The sequence below is a fragment of the Polaromonas sp. genome, assembly GCF_039932935.1.
GTDB lineage: Bacteria > Pseudomonadota > Gammaproteobacteria > Burkholderiales > Burkholderiaceae_C > Polaromonas.
Window position 1 is genome coordinate 1 of sequence record NZ_JBDTPB010000070.1, and the last position, 17,161, is coordinate 17,161.

General features: G+C 55.4%; 16 protein-coding genes and 2 pseudogenes. 8 read left to right on the forward strand and 10 right to left on the reverse strand.

Annotated features, from left to right (window positions below; all coding sequences use genetic code 11):
• Positions 1 to 287 precede the first annotated feature (287 nt).
• On the reverse strand, positions 288 to 1,394 hold the full coding sequence (locus ABI546_RS11600) for an SAM-dependent methyltransferase (RefSeq protein ID WP_348046739.1): 1,107 nt from the start codon (positions 1,392 to 1,394) through the stop codon (positions 288 to 290).
• A gap of 64 nt (positions 1,395 to 1,458) precedes the next feature.
• Here ABI546_RS11600 and ABI546_RS11605 point away from each other — a divergent pair, with 64 nt between their 5' ends.
• The 6 genes and pseudogenes from ABI546_RS11605 to ABI546_RS11630 all read left to right on the forward strand — a co-directional run bounded on the left by ABI546_RS11605 (position 1,459) and on the right by ABI546_RS11630 (position 8,253).
• Entirely contained in the window at positions 1,459 to 2,232 is a 774-nt protein-coding gene (locus tag ABI546_RS11605; protein ID WP_348046740.1) for an SDR family oxidoreductase, read from the forward strand.
• Positions 2,233 to 2,286: 54 nt separating this feature from the next.
• Positions 2,287 to 2,658, forward strand: coding sequence for a dihydroneopterin aldolase (locus ABI546_RS11610; RefSeq protein ID WP_348046741.1), 372 nt, complete (start codon positions 2,287 to 2,289; stop codon positions 2,656 to 2,658).
• A gap of 20 nt (positions 2,659 to 2,678) precedes the next feature.
• Positions 2,679 to 2,876, forward strand: a pseudogene (locus tag ABI546_RS11615) (tRNA 2-thiocytidine(32) synthetase TtcA); the annotation flags it as partial.
• A gap of 133 nt (positions 2,877 to 3,009) precedes the next feature.
• Positions 3,010 to 4,305 carry a site-specific integrase gene (locus ABI546_RS11620; protein WP_348046742.1) on the forward strand — a complete coding sequence of 432 codons (1,296 nt, stop codon included), beginning with the start codon at positions 3,010 to 3,012 and terminating at the stop codon, positions 4,303 to 4,305.
• A 292-nt stretch (positions 4,306 to 4,597) separates the two neighbouring features.
• Positions 4,598 to 5,821 (forward strand): hypothetical protein, encoded by a 1,224-nt coding sequence (locus ABI546_RS11625; protein ID WP_348046743.1) that lies wholly within the window; start codon positions 4,598 to 4,600, stop codon positions 5,819 to 5,821.
• A gap of 2 nt (positions 5,822 to 5,823) precedes the next feature.
• On the forward strand, positions 5,824 to 8,253 hold the full coding sequence (locus ABI546_RS11630; protein WP_348046744.1) for a hypothetical protein: 2,430 nt from the start codon (positions 5,824 to 5,826) through the stop codon (positions 8,251 to 8,253).
• A gap of 190 nt (positions 8,254 to 8,443) precedes the next feature.
• Here ABI546_RS11630 and ABI546_RS11635 read toward each other — a convergent pair whose 3' ends face one another.
• The 4 genes and pseudogenes from ABI546_RS11635 to ABI546_RS11650 all read right to left on the reverse strand — a co-directional run bounded on the left by ABI546_RS11635 (position 8,444) and on the right by ABI546_RS11650 (position 11,271).
• Positions 8,444 to 8,578: a hypothetical protein gene (locus ABI546_RS11635; RefSeq protein ID WP_348046745.1), complete on the reverse strand. Its 135-nt coding sequence runs from the start codon at positions 8,576 to 8,578 to the stop codon at positions 8,444 to 8,446.
• A 107-nt stretch (positions 8,579 to 8,685) separates the two neighbouring features.
• A pseudogene (ttcA, locus tag ABI546_RS11640) lies at positions 8,686 to 9,549 on the reverse strand (tRNA 2-thiocytidine(32) synthetase TtcA); the annotation flags it as partial.
• A 135-nt stretch (positions 9,550 to 9,684) separates the two neighbouring features.
• The gene (locus ABI546_RS11645) at positions 9,685 to 10,689 is read right to left on the reverse strand and encodes a hypothetical protein (RefSeq protein WP_348046746.1); all 1,005 of its coding nucleotides are present in this window, start codon (positions 10,687 to 10,689) and stop codon (positions 9,685 to 9,687) included.
• Between the two features lie 30 nt (positions 10,690 to 10,719).
• Complete coding sequence (locus ABI546_RS11650; RefSeq protein ID WP_348046747.1) at positions 10,720 to 11,271, reverse strand: Chromate resistance protein ChrB; 552 nt, start codon at positions 11,269 to 11,271, stop codon at positions 10,720 to 10,722.
• Between the two features lie 379 nt (positions 11,272 to 11,650).
• Here ABI546_RS11650 and ABI546_RS11655 point away from each other — a divergent pair, with 379 nt between their 5' ends.
• The gene (locus ABI546_RS11655; RefSeq protein ID WP_348046748.1) at positions 11,651 to 12,085 is read left to right on the forward strand and encodes a DUF305 domain-containing protein; all 435 of its coding nucleotides are present in this window, start codon (positions 11,651 to 11,653) and stop codon (positions 12,083 to 12,085) included.
• A 149-nt stretch (positions 12,086 to 12,234) separates the two neighbouring features.
• Positions 12,235 to 12,426, forward strand: coding sequence for a heavy-metal-associated domain-containing protein (locus ABI546_RS11660; protein WP_348046749.1), 192 nt, complete (start codon positions 12,235 to 12,237; stop codon positions 12,424 to 12,426).
• A 53-nt stretch (positions 12,427 to 12,479) separates the two neighbouring features.
• Here ABI546_RS11660 and ABI546_RS11665 read toward each other — a convergent pair whose 3' ends face one another.
• The 5 genes from ABI546_RS11665 to ABI546_RS11685 form a co-directional block, all read right to left on the reverse strand.
• Complete coding sequence (locus tag ABI546_RS11665) at positions 12,480 to 14,774, reverse strand: heavy metal translocating P-type ATPase (protein WP_348046862.1); 2,295 nt, start codon at positions 14,772 to 14,774, stop codon at positions 12,480 to 12,482.
• 387 nt (positions 14,775 to 15,161) lie between these two features.
• A complete protein-coding gene (locus tag ABI546_RS11670; RefSeq protein WP_348046750.1) occupies positions 15,162 to 15,518 on the reverse strand; it encodes a copper-binding protein in 357 nt (118 codons plus the stop codon).
• 12 nt (positions 15,519 to 15,530) lie between these two features.
• Entirely contained in the window at positions 15,531 to 16,019 is a 489-nt protein-coding gene (locus ABI546_RS11675; protein WP_348046751.1) for a DUF411 domain-containing protein, read from the reverse strand.
• 25 nt (positions 16,020 to 16,044) lie between these two features.
• Entirely contained in the window at positions 16,045 to 16,542 is a 498-nt protein-coding gene (locus tag ABI546_RS11680; protein ID WP_348046752.1) for a cupredoxin family protein, read from the reverse strand.
• A gap of 13 nt (positions 16,543 to 16,555) precedes the next feature.
• Entirely contained in the window at positions 16,556 to 17,149 is a 594-nt protein-coding gene (locus ABI546_RS11685) for a hypothetical protein (protein ID WP_348046753.1), read from the reverse strand.
• Positions 17,150 to 17,161 lie beyond the last annotated feature (12 nt).

Sequence of the window (17,161 nt, forward strand, 5' to 3'; positions counted from 1 at the left end):
CGCGGCTCATGCTGGTTGAAGAGTTCTTTGGGCGCTACCAGTGGGGGCCGAGGGTCCGGCTTTGCCGGCCCCAGGCGCCGCCCCCTGGAAGGGGGGAACAGGCTACACGAAGTGAGCTTGGACAGGGGTGAGCTTATAAAGCCCGGCGAAGCCGGTTCCGCGGCTCATGCTGGTTGAAGAGTTCTTTGGGCGCTACCAGTGGGGGCCGAGGGTTCGGCTTTGCCGGCCCCAGGCGCCGTCCCCTTGGGGGGAGAACGGGCTACACGCAGTGAGCCTGGACAGGGGAGTTACAAGGTATGGCTGCGGTCGCCTGCGGCAAAGCCCAGCGGCTCCCATGCCGGGCCGCCTTTGGCGCCAAAGGCGATCACCTTGAACAGCTCGCCCATTTCATGCTCGTTCACCAGCTTTTGCAGCATCACCCGATCTTGCAGGCTGGCATTTTCCATGCCTTCCAGCAGGCCGCAGTTGAGCAAAAACCGCCCCTGGCTGGTGTAACCCACCACCTGCAGGCCGGCTTCCTGGCCTGCCAGGGCAACCCCGGTGAAGTTGACGTGCGCCGTGATGTCCTTGTCGCCTACATCGGCCAGTGCATCGGCATCGGCGAGGTGGCCGCGGTGGCACATCAGCGTGCCCATGCTGCGCTGCGGGTGGTAGTACTCGTGTTCAGGAAAGCCGTAGTCGAGCAGGAACGCAGCGCCGGCGCCCAGCCGGTCGGCCAGTGTCCGCATGAAACCTTCCGCCTGCGGATGGATTTCAGTGACGTAGTCGTGCCCGCCTTCCACCTCGAAAGGCGGCCTCAGCGCGGTGGGACTGTCAGCGTGGACAAACCCCTCCTGAAAGCGGGCCACGCCGCGTTCATGCCACCGGTTGCCAATCCGCGCGAGCAGCTTCACCGGCATGGCGTCCAGTACTTCATTGCCCACGACCACACCCCTCATCTGCGCCGGCAACTCCGCCACCCAGTTCATCTTGCCGGCAAAAGCCTGCAGCCGCACCTGCTGGCGTTCGCGCAGGCTGCCCGACAGGTCGACGATGTGATAACGCGTGACCGAATCGCCCAGCGCGTCCAGCAACTGGTGCGCCAGGGCACCCGAACCCGCACCGAACTCCCAGATTTCCGTGGTGCCGGTTGCCGCCAGTGCTTCTTTCACCTGCCTGGCCAGCGCCCGGCCAAAGTGGGTGGACATCTCCGGGGCCGTCGCAAAATCGCTGCCCGACTGCGGCATCAGGCCGAATTTTCGCGAGGCGTTGGCGTAATAGCCCCAGCCGGGCGTGTACAGCGCCATTTCCATGAAACGGTCAAAACCGATCCAGCCGCCGGCAGCGTCAATGGCCTTGGCGATGTGGTCGGCAAGGCCGGTCGGTAAAATAGGGGGATTGGTCGTCTGGGTCATGTTTGTCACCGCCTGCAATTGTCGGCGATACGTCCCTGACCTTTTTTGCCAACCCCCACCACCCATGACCTCAACCCCGCCATCATCCCGACCCGTTGTCCTTGTGACCGGCGCCGCCAGGCGGCTGGGCCGCGACATTGCGCTGGCGCTCGCGGCTGGCGGCTGGCAGGTGGCGGTGCATTACCGCAGCTCCGAAGAAGATGCTATCAAAACAGTAGCTGCTTGCGCCCAGTTGTCGGGCGCTGCAGCCGCTTTTCATGCCGATTTAAACGACGAAACGGCGGTTCGCGGGCTGGTGCCGGCGGTGGTCGAGCGCATGGGCCGGGTCGATGCCGTGGTCAACAACGCCTCGACCTTTGAGCAAGACAGCGCCGCCAGCTTCGGTTTTGCCGCCATGGACCGGCACCTGCACAGCAACACCGGCGCCGCCATCGTGCTGGCGCAGGCCCTGCATGCGCATGTGGCTGCGCGCGGCGCCACGGGTGCCGTGGTTAACCTGCTGGACCAGAAGCTCTGGAACCAGAACCCCGACTTTTTCAGCTACACGCTCTCCAAGGCCGCGCTGGAAGCGGCCGGTACCATGCTGGCGCTGGCGCTGGCGCCACAGGTTCGTGTGGTCGGCGTCGCACCGGGGTTGACGCTGACCAGCCACCTGCTGACCGATGAACAATTCGAGGCCAGACACAAGCTGTCGCCCCTGGGCCGCTCGTCCACGCCCGCCGACGTCGCGGCCGCGGTGAAGTTCGCGCTGGAAAACAGCTCCATCACCGGCACCACGCTGCTGGTGGACGGCGGTCAGCACTTGATGAAGTTCGAGCGCGATTTTTCGCTGATGTAAGCCATCGGCAACGGCTTACACATCACCCCAACTGACCCACTACAGACTGGCACCATGTTCAACTCCCGGGGCACCCAGATCCTGAACCTCACCGGCTTGCGCTTTGACGCCAACCTGGGCATTCTGGATCACGAAAAAACCGCGCCGCAACCCATCCAGGTCGATGCCGAACTGAACCTCGGCGCGCAGCCGCTGTTGCCCCATGACGACGACATCCACCATGTGCTGGACTACCGCAAGGTGCGCCAGATCATCATCACCGAATGCACCTCCGAGCACGTCAACCTGCTGGAAAGCCTGATCGGCAAGCTGGCGCATCGGCTGATGAAGCTGCCCGGCGTGCTGGGCGTGCGGGTGAAGATCGCCAAACTTGAAATTTTTGACGACTGCGAAGTGGCCATTCGCATCGAGACGGGACAGTGGTGAACGATATGGGAGCGAACGATATGAGTGCAGTCTGGGATGACGCAGTAGCGCAATACGAGCAGCAGGAAAGCTCGGCGCGCGTGCAGAACAGCATGAAGATAGAGCGCGAGGACCACAAGCTCGAAAAACGCCTGTGCCGCGAAGTCGGCCGGGCGATTGTCGACTTCAACATGATTGAAGAAGGTGACAAGGTCATGGTGTGCGTGTCCGGCGGCAAAGGTATTAGCACAAGTATTTAATTGGAAAGAAACTCAGGTTTTCTCCTTTTGAATCAACCACTTAAAAAATATTGTCTTTGACTTAGCTGTAGTGCGTCCCTAAGCTTGGAAATTATTCAAGCAGCACTATCCAATGTCATCCAACAATAATGTGGAACTATCCGCTCAGATCGAAGTACTCCTAGACGTTACTTCCGACGCCAGCGCAGCAATACGAAGACTCGTCTTACGGGACAAGCTGAGCGGCCTGATCTATGAACTTCCGATGGCATTTGTCTACCGCGAATACCCTCAGAAGAGCTTCAATACCCATAAAGCAGTACTACGGGACCTTTCGTTCTTTATCGAATGGATGAAATGGAAAAGCCTAAAACAGGAGAATTGGAAACGTCCTGAACAACGTACGCCAACAGGAGGCGAGCCGTTGACGAAGAGGGAAATAGAAGATTTTTCAAGATGGGCTCAACTCACCGCTCCTTGTTTAACCAAAGCCGTTAAGCGGGCGGAGAAGAGAGTAAAAACAATCCCCGCAGGAGAAACTGTCGACACCAAGACGGCGAACGCCAGACTACGCACAGTCCGTCGCTACTTATGCTGGTTAATCGAGGATTGTGTTGACATTAATAGGACGCTTGGAGAAGCTGATTTTCAGCGTCAGGAAAGGCATAAATCTTCTGTAAGAGATGCCTTCGAGCGGCAGCTTAACGAGGGTCACAAGCCGGGTCCAGTGAGGTCATTGACCGAGCAGGAGGGGCAAGCGTTGAGGACCGTTCTCTCTGATCCAGAGTCCCACAAAGATTCCAGCCACGGCCGGCGCGATAGGTTAATTACTCGACTCCTCCTCGAGACGGGTTTACGAGCCGGAGAACTCTTAAAGCTTTGTTGCCACGACTTGGACCCGCGCTATCCAATCGGCAAAGGCAAATTCACTGCAGTTCTCAAAGTGAAACTTCGCCCCAACGATTTGTTAGACCCAAGAATATCTGAACCTGCAGCCAAGACCACACCAGGTTTTGTCACGATATCCAACAAGCTTGCAGATGCGATCATCAACTACGTCACAACAGATAGGCGAGTAGCTGTTGACCGATGCAGTTCCAAGATCGAGTCGCCTTACTTATTTGTTTGTCATAGCGGAACCACCTGCGGATGCCCCATGTCGCAGAGGAATTTGAATCGCATTGTTTCAAAATTGAACGGAGTTCATGGATTGCCCGATGACTTCTCCCCGCATCGACTGAGACATACCCACTTTACTGAACTTGCAGACATAGCCGATGAGAGGGGAACCGAATACAAGCAAGTTCTGTCACAGCGAGGACGCTGGAGTGAGCGTTCAAACATGCTCGAGCGCTACTCGGCAAGGAGCTTGATGCGTAAGACAGCGGAGCTTATACAAGCTAGGGATGATCGCCTTGGCAACTCATAATCCCAGCCTTTTTTTCGGCTATGACGAATTCGTCATCGACCAGGACGAGTTCTTGCCTGGTGAGCTCCCCAAACATGTAAGAAGTATTGAGTCTGGCCGATTGATAGCGTTCAATCCAGACCAAATGACACTTCATACCGAGTCGGGGGAATTTAGCCTAAGACTCAAGCAATCCGCGTTCGGACTCTCAGCCGCTACTAGTGAAATATTTTTTTCATGCGTCGCAAATGCACTCCATGGAAAGAGGAAAGGCCTAACCGTCCTCAAGTGGGTGAACAGATTTTCCCGGCTCATGGACGTCATCGTGCCGTTGGTGGACAAGCCAATTCTGACCATCACATTGAGTATGTTTTTATACTCAACCAAAGATGACGGTGCCTCAAACGCAAAGACGCTTCGCTCCCTGCTGAAATTTTGGATACGTCAAGGTCATCCAGGCATCTCCAAAGACCTAAAAGATCACTTATCCACCTCCAAAGCACCCAAGCCAAGATCCACCTTAGAAATTCAAGCCAATTCAACTCAAGAGCGGCCATTCTCGTCTCAACAAGTCAGGGAGATTCTCTCGACTGTAGAAGATCTCTATGTCAAACGAGTTTTTAGTCCGCAGGACTATCTGCTTTGGCGACTGATCATCTCTGAGGCTATGAGGCCGAGTCAGCTACACCTTCTAAGAGTAGGTGACATAAAGATCATCCGTGATGCATCTGGCAATGTGATTCGAATCTTCATCGATACGCCCATAGTTAAGCAGAAGGCCACCTCTGCAAGGAAGTACATGATGCAATATCAATTGTCTTCCGCTGTAATTCCGGCGATATTGGCACAGCTCAACTACTTAAATGCCGTGGCAGGAAAATCCTTATGCGACTCAACTCCGCTATTTTCAGTAGTAAGACGTAATGGTAAACCGCTCTCCATCGCAAAAAAAGGGATGTGGATATCTTCTTTAATCGCTCGAACCCGCGCTTACATTGCCAATCATTCAGACGATTTCAATGACATTGAATTTTTTACACGGCGATTCAAACATACCAAACTTACCCACTTGGCAATAATTGGCGCCCCACTCGCAGTGTTGGCCCGTGCTGGTTTTCAAACCTCCACAATTTCACTTCGTCATTACGTCAACTTATCTGCCGAGGCATTCGATGCCTATGAGTTGAAGATGGACGAATCTCACAACGAGATAGCTTCTACCTTCAGAGGTGAAATTGTTTCACGCGAGTGGCAATCAACCCATGACGAACAAAGCCTGATCCTGTCGCCCTCAATGTCAGAAGTGGTCGGAGGTTGCGCCGCCACTCCCTGTGGAGTACTAGCGCCGATAGGTTGCTACACATGCAGCCGATTCAGGGCTTTCAAAGACGGTCCTCACCAGGAAGTTCTTGATGAGTTGCTGTTTAAGAGAAACAGGGCCGTTGGACTCCAATTGCCTCTAGAAACCGTGCAGAGAGATGACTTCTTGATCGCGGTGGTGAGAGCTGTGATAGATCAAATTCAGAACATTGAATAGTCATGCCAAATGCCCCTATCCCATTTTTCCTTCCCGAGGAGCGACTAGATGATGCCGAAAAGATCGAAAATTTTATCGTATGGGCTCAACCATTTGGGAACGCGGGAATTTCCAATTTCCATAGCGCTCCTTATGAACCGCAGGCACCATGGTTCTCATGGGCAACGAGGTTCATCCCCCATGGGCAACATCAGGCTAAAACTTGGTTTATTAAAAGTGAATATTTGGGACGTGATCGGGAGTTCATCGGCCGAGCTCACGAAGGAAAACTGTCGAACTTTACAAGACCCGAAGCTCTAATATCGGGGCCGTTTTTGCCATTCTCCAAGGCATACCTAAACGTGATTTGTTTGTATAAAGGAATTCGATCTCAGAATAAAACAACGGCTCGCGCGCTCGCCTTTATCGAGTGCGCACTACGAAATTTTAATCAAGGAAACAATGATCCAGCCAATTTAAATCGACAGGTGATTATTCGCGCTGATTTGGAGCTGCAAAAATCAGCCATGAGCGACTCAAAAAAGTATGACATTGGGCGAGAGATAGAGATCTTCTCTAATATGCTTCAGTCTGGGCATCACAGTAAAAACTTTCGTTTTTCGGGAAAAGGTTTTCATCTTATTGATAACTCCTTTTCTTACTCCACCATCCAGAAGCAGGCTCGTCACCTCCGTGTTGCCGTCGTGGATGTCATTGGAGATAAAGAAAATGAAACAAGATTAAGCGGGGAAGTTGCGGCGTCAGTTGGCATAGCCTTTCGAAGCGCAAAGAATAATTTTGGAGTAAATCACCGCGTCACGTTTATGGCAGCCGTCGCCGCGATGCCTTTGACAACTGTCTCCATGCGCATGTCAGACTACCTGAGCTTGAGACATGACTGCCTGCAATTTGACCAGGATGCAGAAAGATGGATGATTTCGATATATCGCCCAAAAATTGATTTGCACCAAAAACTTCCTATCACTCAGAGGTTGACTCCCGTTAGCTTGGAGCTTGTTCGAGTGATCGACGATTACACGCGCGAATCTAGAGAGGCTTTTTCCTTTTATATCGACAGATTCAGCGAGGACTTTGAATCGATTGACGAGTTGTATATACCTGAGAGGTTCAGGTCCTCTTTTGAGGAACCGTTTTTATCGCTAACCAGCCTTCAGAAAATTGTCGGTGGGGAGGGCGACGAAAGCTCTATAGGCCTTGGGACGCCATATCAGGGAATAAGGTCTGTACAGGTTCTGGGCGTCGATACAGGTAACGATATTTACTCACCTTCAAAAATGGCAAGGAATTTGTCATTTTTAAAGGTGTACGAAGCGCGTCGCAGGTGCTTAGCAATCGGTTTGATTTTGCCAATCTCTACCGAATACGATGATCTTTTTATCTCGGCGCCTACGGCAAATCAAGCATTAAATAGGAAAAATCCAAGTAAGCTGAAACCAATCTTGGATCAGCTCTGGTGTGATGGACGGCCGGCGACAGTTTTTGTTCCCACCGAAACCGTAAAAGTCTACCTGCTATCCAAGTTCAAAGCACAAAAATTTCCCCACTGGCCCTATACAGCGAAAGATCGAAAGCTACGATTGGATCACGCGCTACTCGTGCTGTTTTCCTTTAAATCTAATCAGCTTCCTATCGCCGAAAATAAAGATGATGGATGGTGGTGTCCTAGGCAAATGACAGCTCCTTTGATCGAGCATTGGATCAGTCAGTATCAGGGAGGCGCTCCTCTTTTGTTCTCTAGTTTGAACATTAAACTGCGTAACGGTAGCTGGCCATCATTCACTTTACACGACCTGCGCAAGTACCACCACACGGAAGCACTTCTTGCAGGTGCCAGTGAACCGTTCATAGACGAACTGGCCGGTAGACATGGGGGTCGGCAATCTGCTCACTATGACAAACGGACTGCGCATGAGGTTGTGACTGGCTCGATGGAGGTTTTCGATCCGAATCAAGACTTTTCTGTGTATGGTCCTATCGCCGATCAGGTCCCCATTGGTATCACTGTCGTTGAGAGAGGCGCTTTTCTGTTTGAAAACGCTGCTCCGAAGCAAGTTACCGAGGTCGGAGGGTGTAGTACGGATTGGTCGCTAAATCCATGCCCACAGTTTGGAGACTGCATGCGATGTAACAAATCGCTATGGCGGAAGGGGGATAGGAAGCGGTTGCCCCGCATTCGGGCTCTGCATGACTATGCTCAGTCCATGTTGCTTATTGCAGAGGGGAAAATACTGCCAGGACAAGAACAGGCGCCGTTAAGGCGACACATTCAACAGCACAGGGACACGATAAGTAGGTGCGAAGAAATCTTCGCTGTCGAGGCGAATCCGGACATTGAGATAGGAGCAATCGCCACATTCAACTCCGCTCCATTAGCAATGAGCACCGCTGACCTTGTTGTGAAACTCCGTGAGGAAAGTGGCGACGATGAGTGAGTTAGAGACAATTGGGAAACGAAAGATCTCGCGTAGTGATCAACATTACGCGGTGGAGCTATTGGCTAAGTGGCCGGCCAAGAAGGCGATAAATTGGGAAGGCTATAGGGTTGCACTCGCCGCGCGGCTAAAAATCAAGCCTCAGGATATATGGAGCAGGCAAGCTCTTTCCCGCAATGAAGTGATCGCATCAGCTTTCAAAGTCTGCAAGCAGAGGGCCGTTGAGGCAAGGAACGGTTATAAGCAAGTAATCCAGAGCGCTGATAGCTACGTTCAGCGCGTTCAGTTGCTGGAAGCGCAACTCGCTGCGCTTAAAAGGAAGCATGAGTTACTGCTTCTCCGACATACGCGCTTGGCCTATAACGCATCCCTTTTGCCTGGGGGCACTGCCTTGCTTCAGGATCCCTTGCCGAATAACACGCGTAGTCAGTCTTAAGCCGCTATCGGTGTGGTGAGTGGCTTGATCAGAATGACCTTCGGATCGCTGACTTCTTCGGAGGCCAGCCAGTCGGCCATATGCCCCTTCTCCTCGCTCATCTTTGCAGTGCCAAACCCGTGTAGTCGGCGGTCCAAGAGATGAGACGGGACTACATTCGACAGCGCACGAAACATGTTGTCCACACGGCCAGGGAACTGCTTGTCCCATGAGGTGAGCAACTCTTTCATTGCCTGACGCTGCAAATTGGGCTGTGAGCCACACAAGTCGCAAGGGATGATCGGGAACTGCATGGTTTCCGCATAGGCCTTGATGTCCTTCTCCCGGCAGTACGCCATTGGTCGAATCACGACGTTTTTGCCATCGTCTGACAGTAGCTTAGGGGGCATTGTCTTGAGTGAGCTGCCGTGGAACATGTTCAACAACAATGTTTCCAGTATGTCCTCCCGGTGATGGCCGAGAGCAATTTTTGTAACCCCCAGTTCCTGGGCAGTTTTATAAAGAATCCCGCGGCGAAGACGCGAACAGAGAGAGCACGTGGTCTTTCCTTCAGGTATCTTTTCCTTGACGATGGAGTAAGTATCCTGTTCGATGATTCGATATTCAACGCCCAAAGCTTGTAGGTATTCGGGCAATACATGCTCGGGGAAATTGGGTTGTTTTTGATCCAGATTGACCGCGATGAGATCGAAATCTATTGGCGCCACTTCTTTCAGATACATCAAAGTATCGAGCATGGTGTAACTATCCGCGCCACCAGACATGCATACCATTACTCGATCACCATCTTCGATCATCTCGAAGTCGACGATGGCTTGTCCGGCTTCCCTGCGTAATCGCTTGCGCAACTTGTTGAATTCAACGTCTTTCATATCTGCCTTTCAGCTATGCGCTGCTATCTATGCGGAATTTTAGCGCCTGAAGGGCTAAATTAGGAGTTGCTCACGCGCTGGTATCTACTGCGATCTGTAGCGTCAAATCAAACCGGGGCGGCATCAGGTGGCCTTCATTTGCGCACGCCGCAGGGCGCTGAATGCCAAGACCACCAGCAGACCGGCAACAAAAATGGTATCGGCGGTCATGGTGACCCCTACCTGCTGATGTTTCAGCAGCCACCATCCGCCAAATACCCAGGCCAGAACGCCTGCGGCCAGCCATCCGTCATCGACAAACAGTCCGAACAGCTCACCAGAAATAGTTTCGACAGCGCCGGGAGGTACAACCGCCATTGATTTACCGGCAGCTGGTGTTGTCGATTTAAGTGCAATGTCGCGCCAGTGCTTGCAGGCTGCCACGAGGCCCAGCGCAACGGCCAGGAAACCGGCGATCAATGCAAGGAGTATCCAGTCATGCCCCGGCCACTCCAGGCCAATTCCTTCGCCAGCCCAAAAGGTGCCGAATGCCGACAGCATCACGCCAACACCGAATTTGAGTGTATTTTCGGGAACATTGGCCAACGGCCGATGCAGGACCAGTCCAAGCGCCACCACCACGGTCAGTGCCAGTCCAGCGCCAACAGCCGCCGGCACCAGAAAACGGCCATCCGCACCCAGGGCAATCACGATAAAGACAACCTCCATACCCTCCAGCACCACGGCCTTGAACGTGGTCAGAAAGGCAATTTTGTCGATGCCGGCCGCAACGCCCCCCAGGCGCCGCAGTGATTCGGTTTCCTTGGCAAACGCTTGCGCCTCATCATGCAAGGCAAGTACGCCCGAAGCGCGCAGGATGGCTTTGCGCAGCCAGCGCAACCCGAACATCAACAGCAGGATGCCCACCACAAGCTGCAGGACCGGCAATGGCACGCCGGCCAATGACCGCCCCAGGATGGCCACCAAGCCGCCCAGCACTACCAGGCCTGCGACAGTGCCCAACAACGCCGAGCGCCAGCCACGCACCACGCCGACGGCCAGCACGATGGTGAGCGCTTCGACAAATTCCACCATGGAAGCCATGAAGGCGGCCAGGACTGATGGGCCTACTGTTGTCCAGTCAATCATTGAGAAACTCCGGATGATTCAGGGGGTGCACTAGGTTTTACGGGTACGCTCGGTGACCTTGGCGGCAGGTGGTTGAGCCAAGGCCGGTTTCCTGGCTGGCACGGACTTCGCGTTCTGCTCGCGCTCGAACACTTCGTTCGCATACCCATCCAGCAATGCTTCGCACTCTGCTAGTTGTTTCTCGGCCGCCACGCGCGCCGGCGCACCGTAGAAGTCCAGGACCTTGATTCTTTCCAGCCACCCCTTGAGCTTTTTCAGGTCTTCATCGTTCTCCTTGACCTCCGCGAAGGTGTAGTGACCGGCCTTGACCTCTTTGTCGATCTCCCTCTTGTAATCAGCGCATTTATCCAGGAACTCTTCATAGTCCTGATCGCGGTCGTGTTTGAAGCGCGAAACCACCAACTCTTCCTGCTTCGGATCAAGCGCCAGTGTTTCAAAAATGACGGCTTCGCCACCTGCGCGTTCGATATCGCTTTGCACCATGCGCAGCTGGCGCTGATGCTCCGCGGTCAGCGGCAATACGCAAATGCTGTTTTGCAGATAGACGGCGCCAAGACCGCGAATGCGGCGCCAGATGCCCACGCGGATCTTGGTAGGTTCTGCAGGAACCTTGTACGTCAGTAAAAGCCAAGAGGTTTTTTCTTGATTCATTATAAATGTGTCAACCGCTACATTTATAATGTGCCATAAATCTCAAGTAATCGCAAACAATGAAGGCGTGTGATGAAAATATTTGAGACGCTGCGCAGCTGGGCCAAGCAATTGAAGCGCGATGGCGCCACGCTCTGGTTTGCCTACAAGCATCCCGAAACGCCTTGGTATCTGTCAGGCTTGCGGCGATGAGTGCGCCAAGCACGAGATGGCGCACTGCCAGGCATGCGCAAAGGCTTGCCATCGGTGTGCGCAAGAACGCCGCAACACGGCCGCCATGGCCTAACCCGAATCAATAAGGAACCACATAATGATTTCGAAATTCAACTCCAAAGCTTCGTCGATCGCTGTTGTTGCGCTCACTGCGGCCTTGTATTTTCACGCTGCTGGCGCGCAAACTTCTGCTTCGCCTGGTGCGGCCCCCATGCACGGCATGCAAGGCAAGAGTGGCATGGCGCCCGCCGCAATGGCCGGCGGCATGGATATGAAGGCCATGATGAAGGGCAACAACGACAAGATGTCCTCCATGGCAATGACCGGCAACGCCGATGTTGACTTTGCCATGATGATGCGCATTCATCACCAGGGCGCCATCGACATGGCTCAGGCTGAACTGCGCGACGGAAAGGATGCCCAGATGCGCAAGATGGCGAAAGACATCATCGCGGCTCAAAAGAAAGAGATCGCTCAACTTGACAAATTCTTGGCCAAGAGCGGCCATCCCGTCGAAAAAATGAGCAAGTAGCAGACGGCGCGGTGGTCAGGGTTTTTGGCTCGAAAGTGGAGTTGATCGCATTCGATATCCCTTACCAATCACAGGTATGCGGCGAGGCGCTTTGACCTTCCCATGGGGGCAAGGTCTAGAGTCAGGTATTCCATCTTTAAGGAATCGCCATGATTGAATTCGAAGTGAAAGACATGAGTTGCGGCCACTGCGCCAGCGTGATTACCAAAACCGTCAAGCTCGTGGACCCAGAGGCCAAGGTTCGGGTGGATCTGGGCAGCAAAAAGATCACGGTGGAGTCGACCGAGGATCGCGCTTCTTTTGCGGAAGCAATAACAGAAGCAGGTTATCCCACGGTATGAGCTAAAACGCTCGGCGCATATTTCCCCAAAGCTCGAGCGCGTCGGTCACGGCATCACCGAGCCCGGCGCAAGCGCAGTGCGTTCGTAATCACCGATGCCGAACTCAAGCTCATCGCCAATGCCGCAATCATGGGTGACAAAAGCCAGCCAGTGAAGGGAAACAGAAGGCCCGCCGCCAAGGGAATGCCCAGAGCGTTGTACACAAAAGCGAAGCCCAGGTTCTGCTTCATGTTCGCCACGGTCGCCTGGGACAGTTCGCGCGCGGTAGCGATACCGCGCAGATCGCCTTTGACCAGGGTCACTTGTGCACTGTTCATGGCCACATCCGTGCCGGTGCCCATGGCAATGCCAACATCAGCCTTGGCCAGAGCTGGCGCATCGTTGATGCCGTCGCCGGCCATGGCGACCACCCGTCCTTCCGCCTGCAGCCGTGCCACCAGCGCCAGTTTGTCGGCCGGCTTGACTTCCCCATAGACTTCGTCGATGCCAAGCCGCTGGCCAACGGCTTTCGCCGTGGTGCGACCGTCGCCCGTGGCCATGACGATACGGATACCCGCGTCGCGCAGTGACTGGAGAGCTGCGGGCGTGTTCTCCTTGACGGGATCGGAGACTGCCAACAGACCGGCAAGCTTGCCATCCACAGCCAATGACATGACGCTGGCACCTTCAAGGCGCAAGGCTTCCGCCCTGGCTTGCAATGCGCCATCGTTTGTCACGCCCTCCTGAGCCATAAGGGCGGCATTTCCCAGTGCCAACCGCTTACCATCAACCACTCCCCGGACACCAATGCCCGTGCCCGATTCGAATCCTTCTGCCTTGGTCAGCGTCATGCCGCGCTCCCGCGCGGCCCGCACGATCGCATCGGCCAGGGGATGTTCACTGCCCTGGTCCAGACTGGCTGCCAGCCTCAAGACCTCGTCGTCGGTGTGGCCCGTTGCTGCGACGACCTGGTTGAACGCAGGTCGCCCCTCGGTCAGCGTGCCGGTTTTATCGACAATCAGGACTTCAACCTTGCGGAAGTTCTCAATCGCTGCCGCATCGCGAAACAGGATGCCCTGTGTGGCGCCGCGCCCCGTGGCCACCATGATGGACATAGGCGTTGCCAGGCCCAGCGCGCAGGGGCAGGCGATGATCAGCACGGACACCGCGTTGATCAGGCCGTAGACCCAGCTGGGTTGCGGTCCAAAGAACCCCCATACCAGCAGCGTTAACAGGGCCGCCGCTACAACCGCCACCACAAAGTAGCCGGCAACCTGGTCCGCCATGCGCTGCATGGGCGCCCTGGAACGCTGGGCCTGCGCCACCATCTGGACGATTTGCGCCAGCACGGTTGCCGAGCCCACGCGTTCAGCGCGCATCACCAGGGCGCCGGAGGTGTTCAAGGTGGCGCCAATCAATTTGTCGCCTTCACGTTTAGTCACTGGCAGCGGTTCACCGGTCAACATGGACTCATCGACCGCGCTGCTACCTTCAGTCACCAGACCGTCGACGGGCACCTTCTCACCGGGGCGCACCCGCAGTAGATCACCTTCATGAACATGCGTCAGCTGCACGTCCTCTTCGGTACCGTCCGGCCGGATGCGCCGTGCGGTTTTTGGGGCAAGGCCTAACAAGGACTTGATTGCAGCCGATGTTTGGGAGCGAGCCTTCAGCTCCAGCAATTGACCGAGCAAGGTCAGCGAAATAATGACGGCTGCGGCCTCGAAATACACAGCCACACGCCCCATGGCCACAAACGATGGCGGGAATACCGTTGGCGCCACCGTGGCGACCACGCTGTAGATGAAAGCCGCGGACGTGCCCAAACCGATCAACGTCCACATGTTCGGACTGCGATTGACGACAGACTGCCAGCCACGCACGAAAAAAGGCCAACCGGCCCAAAGAACGATGGGTAGCGACAGCACCAGCTCCACCCAACTCTGCGTCGCCATCGCGAACCATCCGAGTTGGTGACCGAACATGGCGAGCACGGTGACCACAACCGTCAACGGCAGCGTCCACCAGAATCGCCGCGAAAAATCCTTGAGTTCCGGGTTTTCATCGTCATCGAGGGTGGGCATGACCGGTTCCAGGGTCATACCGCATTTTGGGCAGTGGCCTGGATGGTCCTGCCGTATCTCCGGATGCATGGGGCAGGTGTAAATGGTGCCGGAGACTACTTCTGGCGCTTTGGGCACGCTCGCCACCATTTGTGCCGGTTGCAAATAGCGCTCCGGCTCAGCGGTGAACTTTTCCTTGCAGCGAGCGCTGCAAAAATAATAATGCCGACCCCCATGATCATGCCGATGCGGCGACTGATCCGTCACGGTCATGCCACACACCGGATCCTTGAGCGGGTCCGGCACAAAGGGTTGTCCCTTCGGTGCCTGCGCAGGCGTTAAATCTGCGTTCGTGGGATTCGCGGGGGTGTGGTGGTGTTCCATGTGCGCCTTATGGGTTAGGTGACAGCATACGCGGTCGAAATTCAACGCCCTCGCTTCTTGCGTGACGATTTAACGGGACCTTATTCACTCGCCCCGGCTTCTTCGGTCTGCGGTCGCGCCACACCAGGTAGCCAATCACGATCAAAAGCACCAACGCCGCCGCACCTCCGGCTATAAGCGCGGTCGTCGGCGTTTCATGCGAAGCGTTCGGAAGGTTGCGAAACTCGTACGGCATCTCGTTGTACTGCTATATGTGCGGTAGCGGACAGTGCCGAGGTCGTACAACCCTCGGCCGCCTCTTCCGCAAACTTACTTTGCCTGTTGAATTTCCGTCACGATGATGGCGCCCCCTGCGGATTCGGCTTTGAAGCGAACCCTGTCACCCGCCTTGACGGTGTCCAGCATGGCGGCATCCTTGACCTGGAACACCATGGTCATGCCTGGCATGTCCAGGTTCTTGATTTCGCCATGTTTGATGGTGATCTTTTTGGCTTCTTTGTCGACCTTGCGGATTTCGCCGTCGGCCATCTCGGTTGAGGGCTTCGCTGCCTCTTTTTTCGCTTCGCCCATCGGCATCGCGCCGCTGCCGGGCGCCATGGTGGATTGCGCGTGTGCTGCGCCGATAGACATGGCAGCGAGAACCAGAATGATTTTGAGGGATTTCATGGGTAGTTCCTTTCAGGAAGCAGTGGAAGATTTTGAGGAATAAGATTTAAAAATGCTGGTGCTGCCATCGACCTTCACCAGCAGCACGTCGTAAGCGTCTTTGCGCTTTCCGTAGACGGCGCCGTCCATACCCGGCGAGCCCACAGGCATGGCGGGTACCGCCAGGCCGACCGCTTTAGGGCGCTCCGTCAGCAGGCGCTGAATGTCTCGCGCGGGTACATGGCCTTCAACGGCGTAACCGCCTACCTGTCCGGTGTGGCACGAGCCTAGCTTGGCAGGAATGCCAAGCCGGGCCCTTGCCGTCGTATTGCCGCTGTCGTGGGCCGTCACATCAAAGCCGCTGTCTTCGAGGTGTTTCACCCAATCTTTGCAGCAGCCGCAATCCGGGTCTTTCCAGACCTCGACGACGGGACGGGTTGTAGCGAATGCGCCGCCACCAGGGGCAAGCTGCGTGCCGGCAAAAAATACCGCGAGCACTTTGAGAAACGAGCGTTTTTGCATGGAGGCCTCCTTCACGGCTCAGACGTTACTTGGAAGCCACCACGGTGACCTTGCCCACCATACCGGCCTGGTAGTGGCCGGCGATCAGGCAGGCATAGTCGAAACTGCCGGGCTTGTTGAAGGTCCAGATGATTTCCCCAGTCTTGCCGGGGCCGACGTGGGCCATGTACGGTTCCTCATGCTCCATGTTCGGGAACTTCATCATCAGCGCCGCATGCTCATCAAGGTCCTTCTTGGTGCCGATCACCATCTCGTGCATGGTCTGCCCGCCGTTCTTGATAACGAACTTGATGGTTTCTCCCTGTTTGACGTCCAGCTTGTCAGGATTGAAGCGCATGTTGTCAGTCATGGTGAAAGTGACCGTCCGGGTGACGGTTTTGGCATCGCCGGCAATGCCCCACTCTTTCTGTTCTTTTTTGACGGGGCCGGCTTTTTTGGCGTGGGCTTCGTCGCCGTGCGCCATGGCGAAGGTGCTTGCGCCAGCGATCAGGGCAGCAAAGATTGCGGTGTTGATTCTCTTCATGGGTGTTCCTTGGTTAGTGTTGATGAGAACTGGATGGGAAAGAGTCTGCGGACGCGGTGTACCCGCGCAGCTGCGCATAACGACCGACCTGTTCCGAAGTCAGGAATTCGATCTGTTGCAAATGGGTTCTGAGGTGAGAGGCACGCAGCGTCGCCTGCAGTTGCCCAATCCGTTGGGTATGGCCCGCCAGGGTCGCCGTGTCGATTCGGCGCTCAGCAAATGCGGTATCCAGTTCCCGCTCGGCCTGTACCAATTGCTCGCCCAGCGCCCGGGCTTCGGCTTTATGACGAGCCAGCAACACTTCGGTGTCCTGCTTTTGCTCGGCGCTCAGTTCAAGCGGCTGTGCCAGCTCCAGGGTGTGCATGGGCCCGGGATAGCCGTTGAGTTCGGCGGCCTTCGCCCGTTCCATACCCTTCCCGGCCAGCAGATCCTGTGTCTGGGTGGCGGAAAGCGACTTGATCGCGCGATCCTGCTGGCCGGCATAAGGGCTGGTTGCCGGTGACGTCGAGGACCCAGCTCCGTGCTGGTGCTGCTGTGCTATCGCGGCCGAACCAGTAGCCAACAGGATGCACGGGATGAAAAATTTCGGAAGCATTGTGTGTTTCATGAGTTTTCTTTC

What these genes read in the sequence shown, in the direction of transcription:
- ABI546_RS11685 (WP_348046753.1), bottom strand. Translation starts at nt 17,149, where the DNA reads ATGAAACACACAATGCTTCCGAAATTTTTCATCCCGTGCATCCTGTTG.
- ABI546_RS11600 (WP_348046739.1), bottom strand. Translation starts at nt 1,394, where the DNA reads ATGACCCAGACGACCAATCCCCCTATTTTACCGACCGGCCTTGCCGAC.
- ABI546_RS11630 (WP_348046744.1), top strand. Translation starts at nt 5,824, where the DNA reads ATGCCAAATGCCCCTATCCCATTTTTCCTTCCCGAGGAGCGACTAGAT.
- ABI546_RS11670 (WP_348046750.1), bottom strand. Translation starts at nt 15,518, where the DNA reads ATGAAATCCCTCAAAATCATTCTGGTTCTCGCTGCCATGTCTATCGGC.
- ABI546_RS11610 (WP_348046741.1), top strand. Translation starts at nt 2,287, where the DNA reads ATGTTCAACTCCCGGGGCACCCAGATCCTGAACCTCACCGGCTTGCGC.
- ABI546_RS11675 (WP_348046751.1), bottom strand. Translation starts at nt 16,019, where the DNA reads ATGCAAAAACGCTCGTTTCTCAAAGTGCTCGCGGTATTTTTTGCCGGC.
- ABI546_RS11660 (WP_348046749.1), top strand. Translation starts at nt 12,235, where the DNA reads ATGATTGAATTCGAAGTGAAAGACATGAGTTGCGGCCACTGCGCCAGC.
- ABI546_RS11625 (WP_348046743.1), top strand. Translation starts at nt 4,598, where the DNA reads ATGGACGTCATCGTGCCGTTGGTGGACAAGCCAATTCTGACCATCACA.
- ABI546_RS11645 (WP_348046746.1), bottom strand. Translation starts at nt 10,689, where the DNA reads ATGATTGACTGGACAACAGTAGGCCCATCAGTCCTGGCCGCCTTCATG.
- ABI546_RS11605 (WP_348046740.1), top strand. Translation starts at nt 1,459, where the DNA reads ATGACCTCAACCCCGCCATCATCCCGACCCGTTGTCCTTGTGACCGGC.
- ABI546_RS11655 (WP_348046748.1), top strand. Translation starts at nt 11,651, where the DNA reads ATGATTTCGAAATTCAACTCCAAAGCTTCGTCGATCGCTGTTGTTGCG.
- ABI546_RS11620 (WP_348046742.1), top strand. Translation starts at nt 3,010, where the DNA reads ATGTCATCCAACAATAATGTGGAACTATCCGCTCAGATCGAAGTACTC.
- ABI546_RS11680 (WP_348046752.1), bottom strand. Translation starts at nt 16,542, where the DNA reads ATGAAGAGAATCAACACCGCAATCTTTGCTGCCCTGATCGCTGGCGCA.
- ABI546_RS11635 (WP_348046745.1), bottom strand. Translation starts at nt 8,578, where the DNA reads ATGCTTCCTTTTAAGCGCAGCGAGTTGCGCTTCCAGCAACTGAACGCG.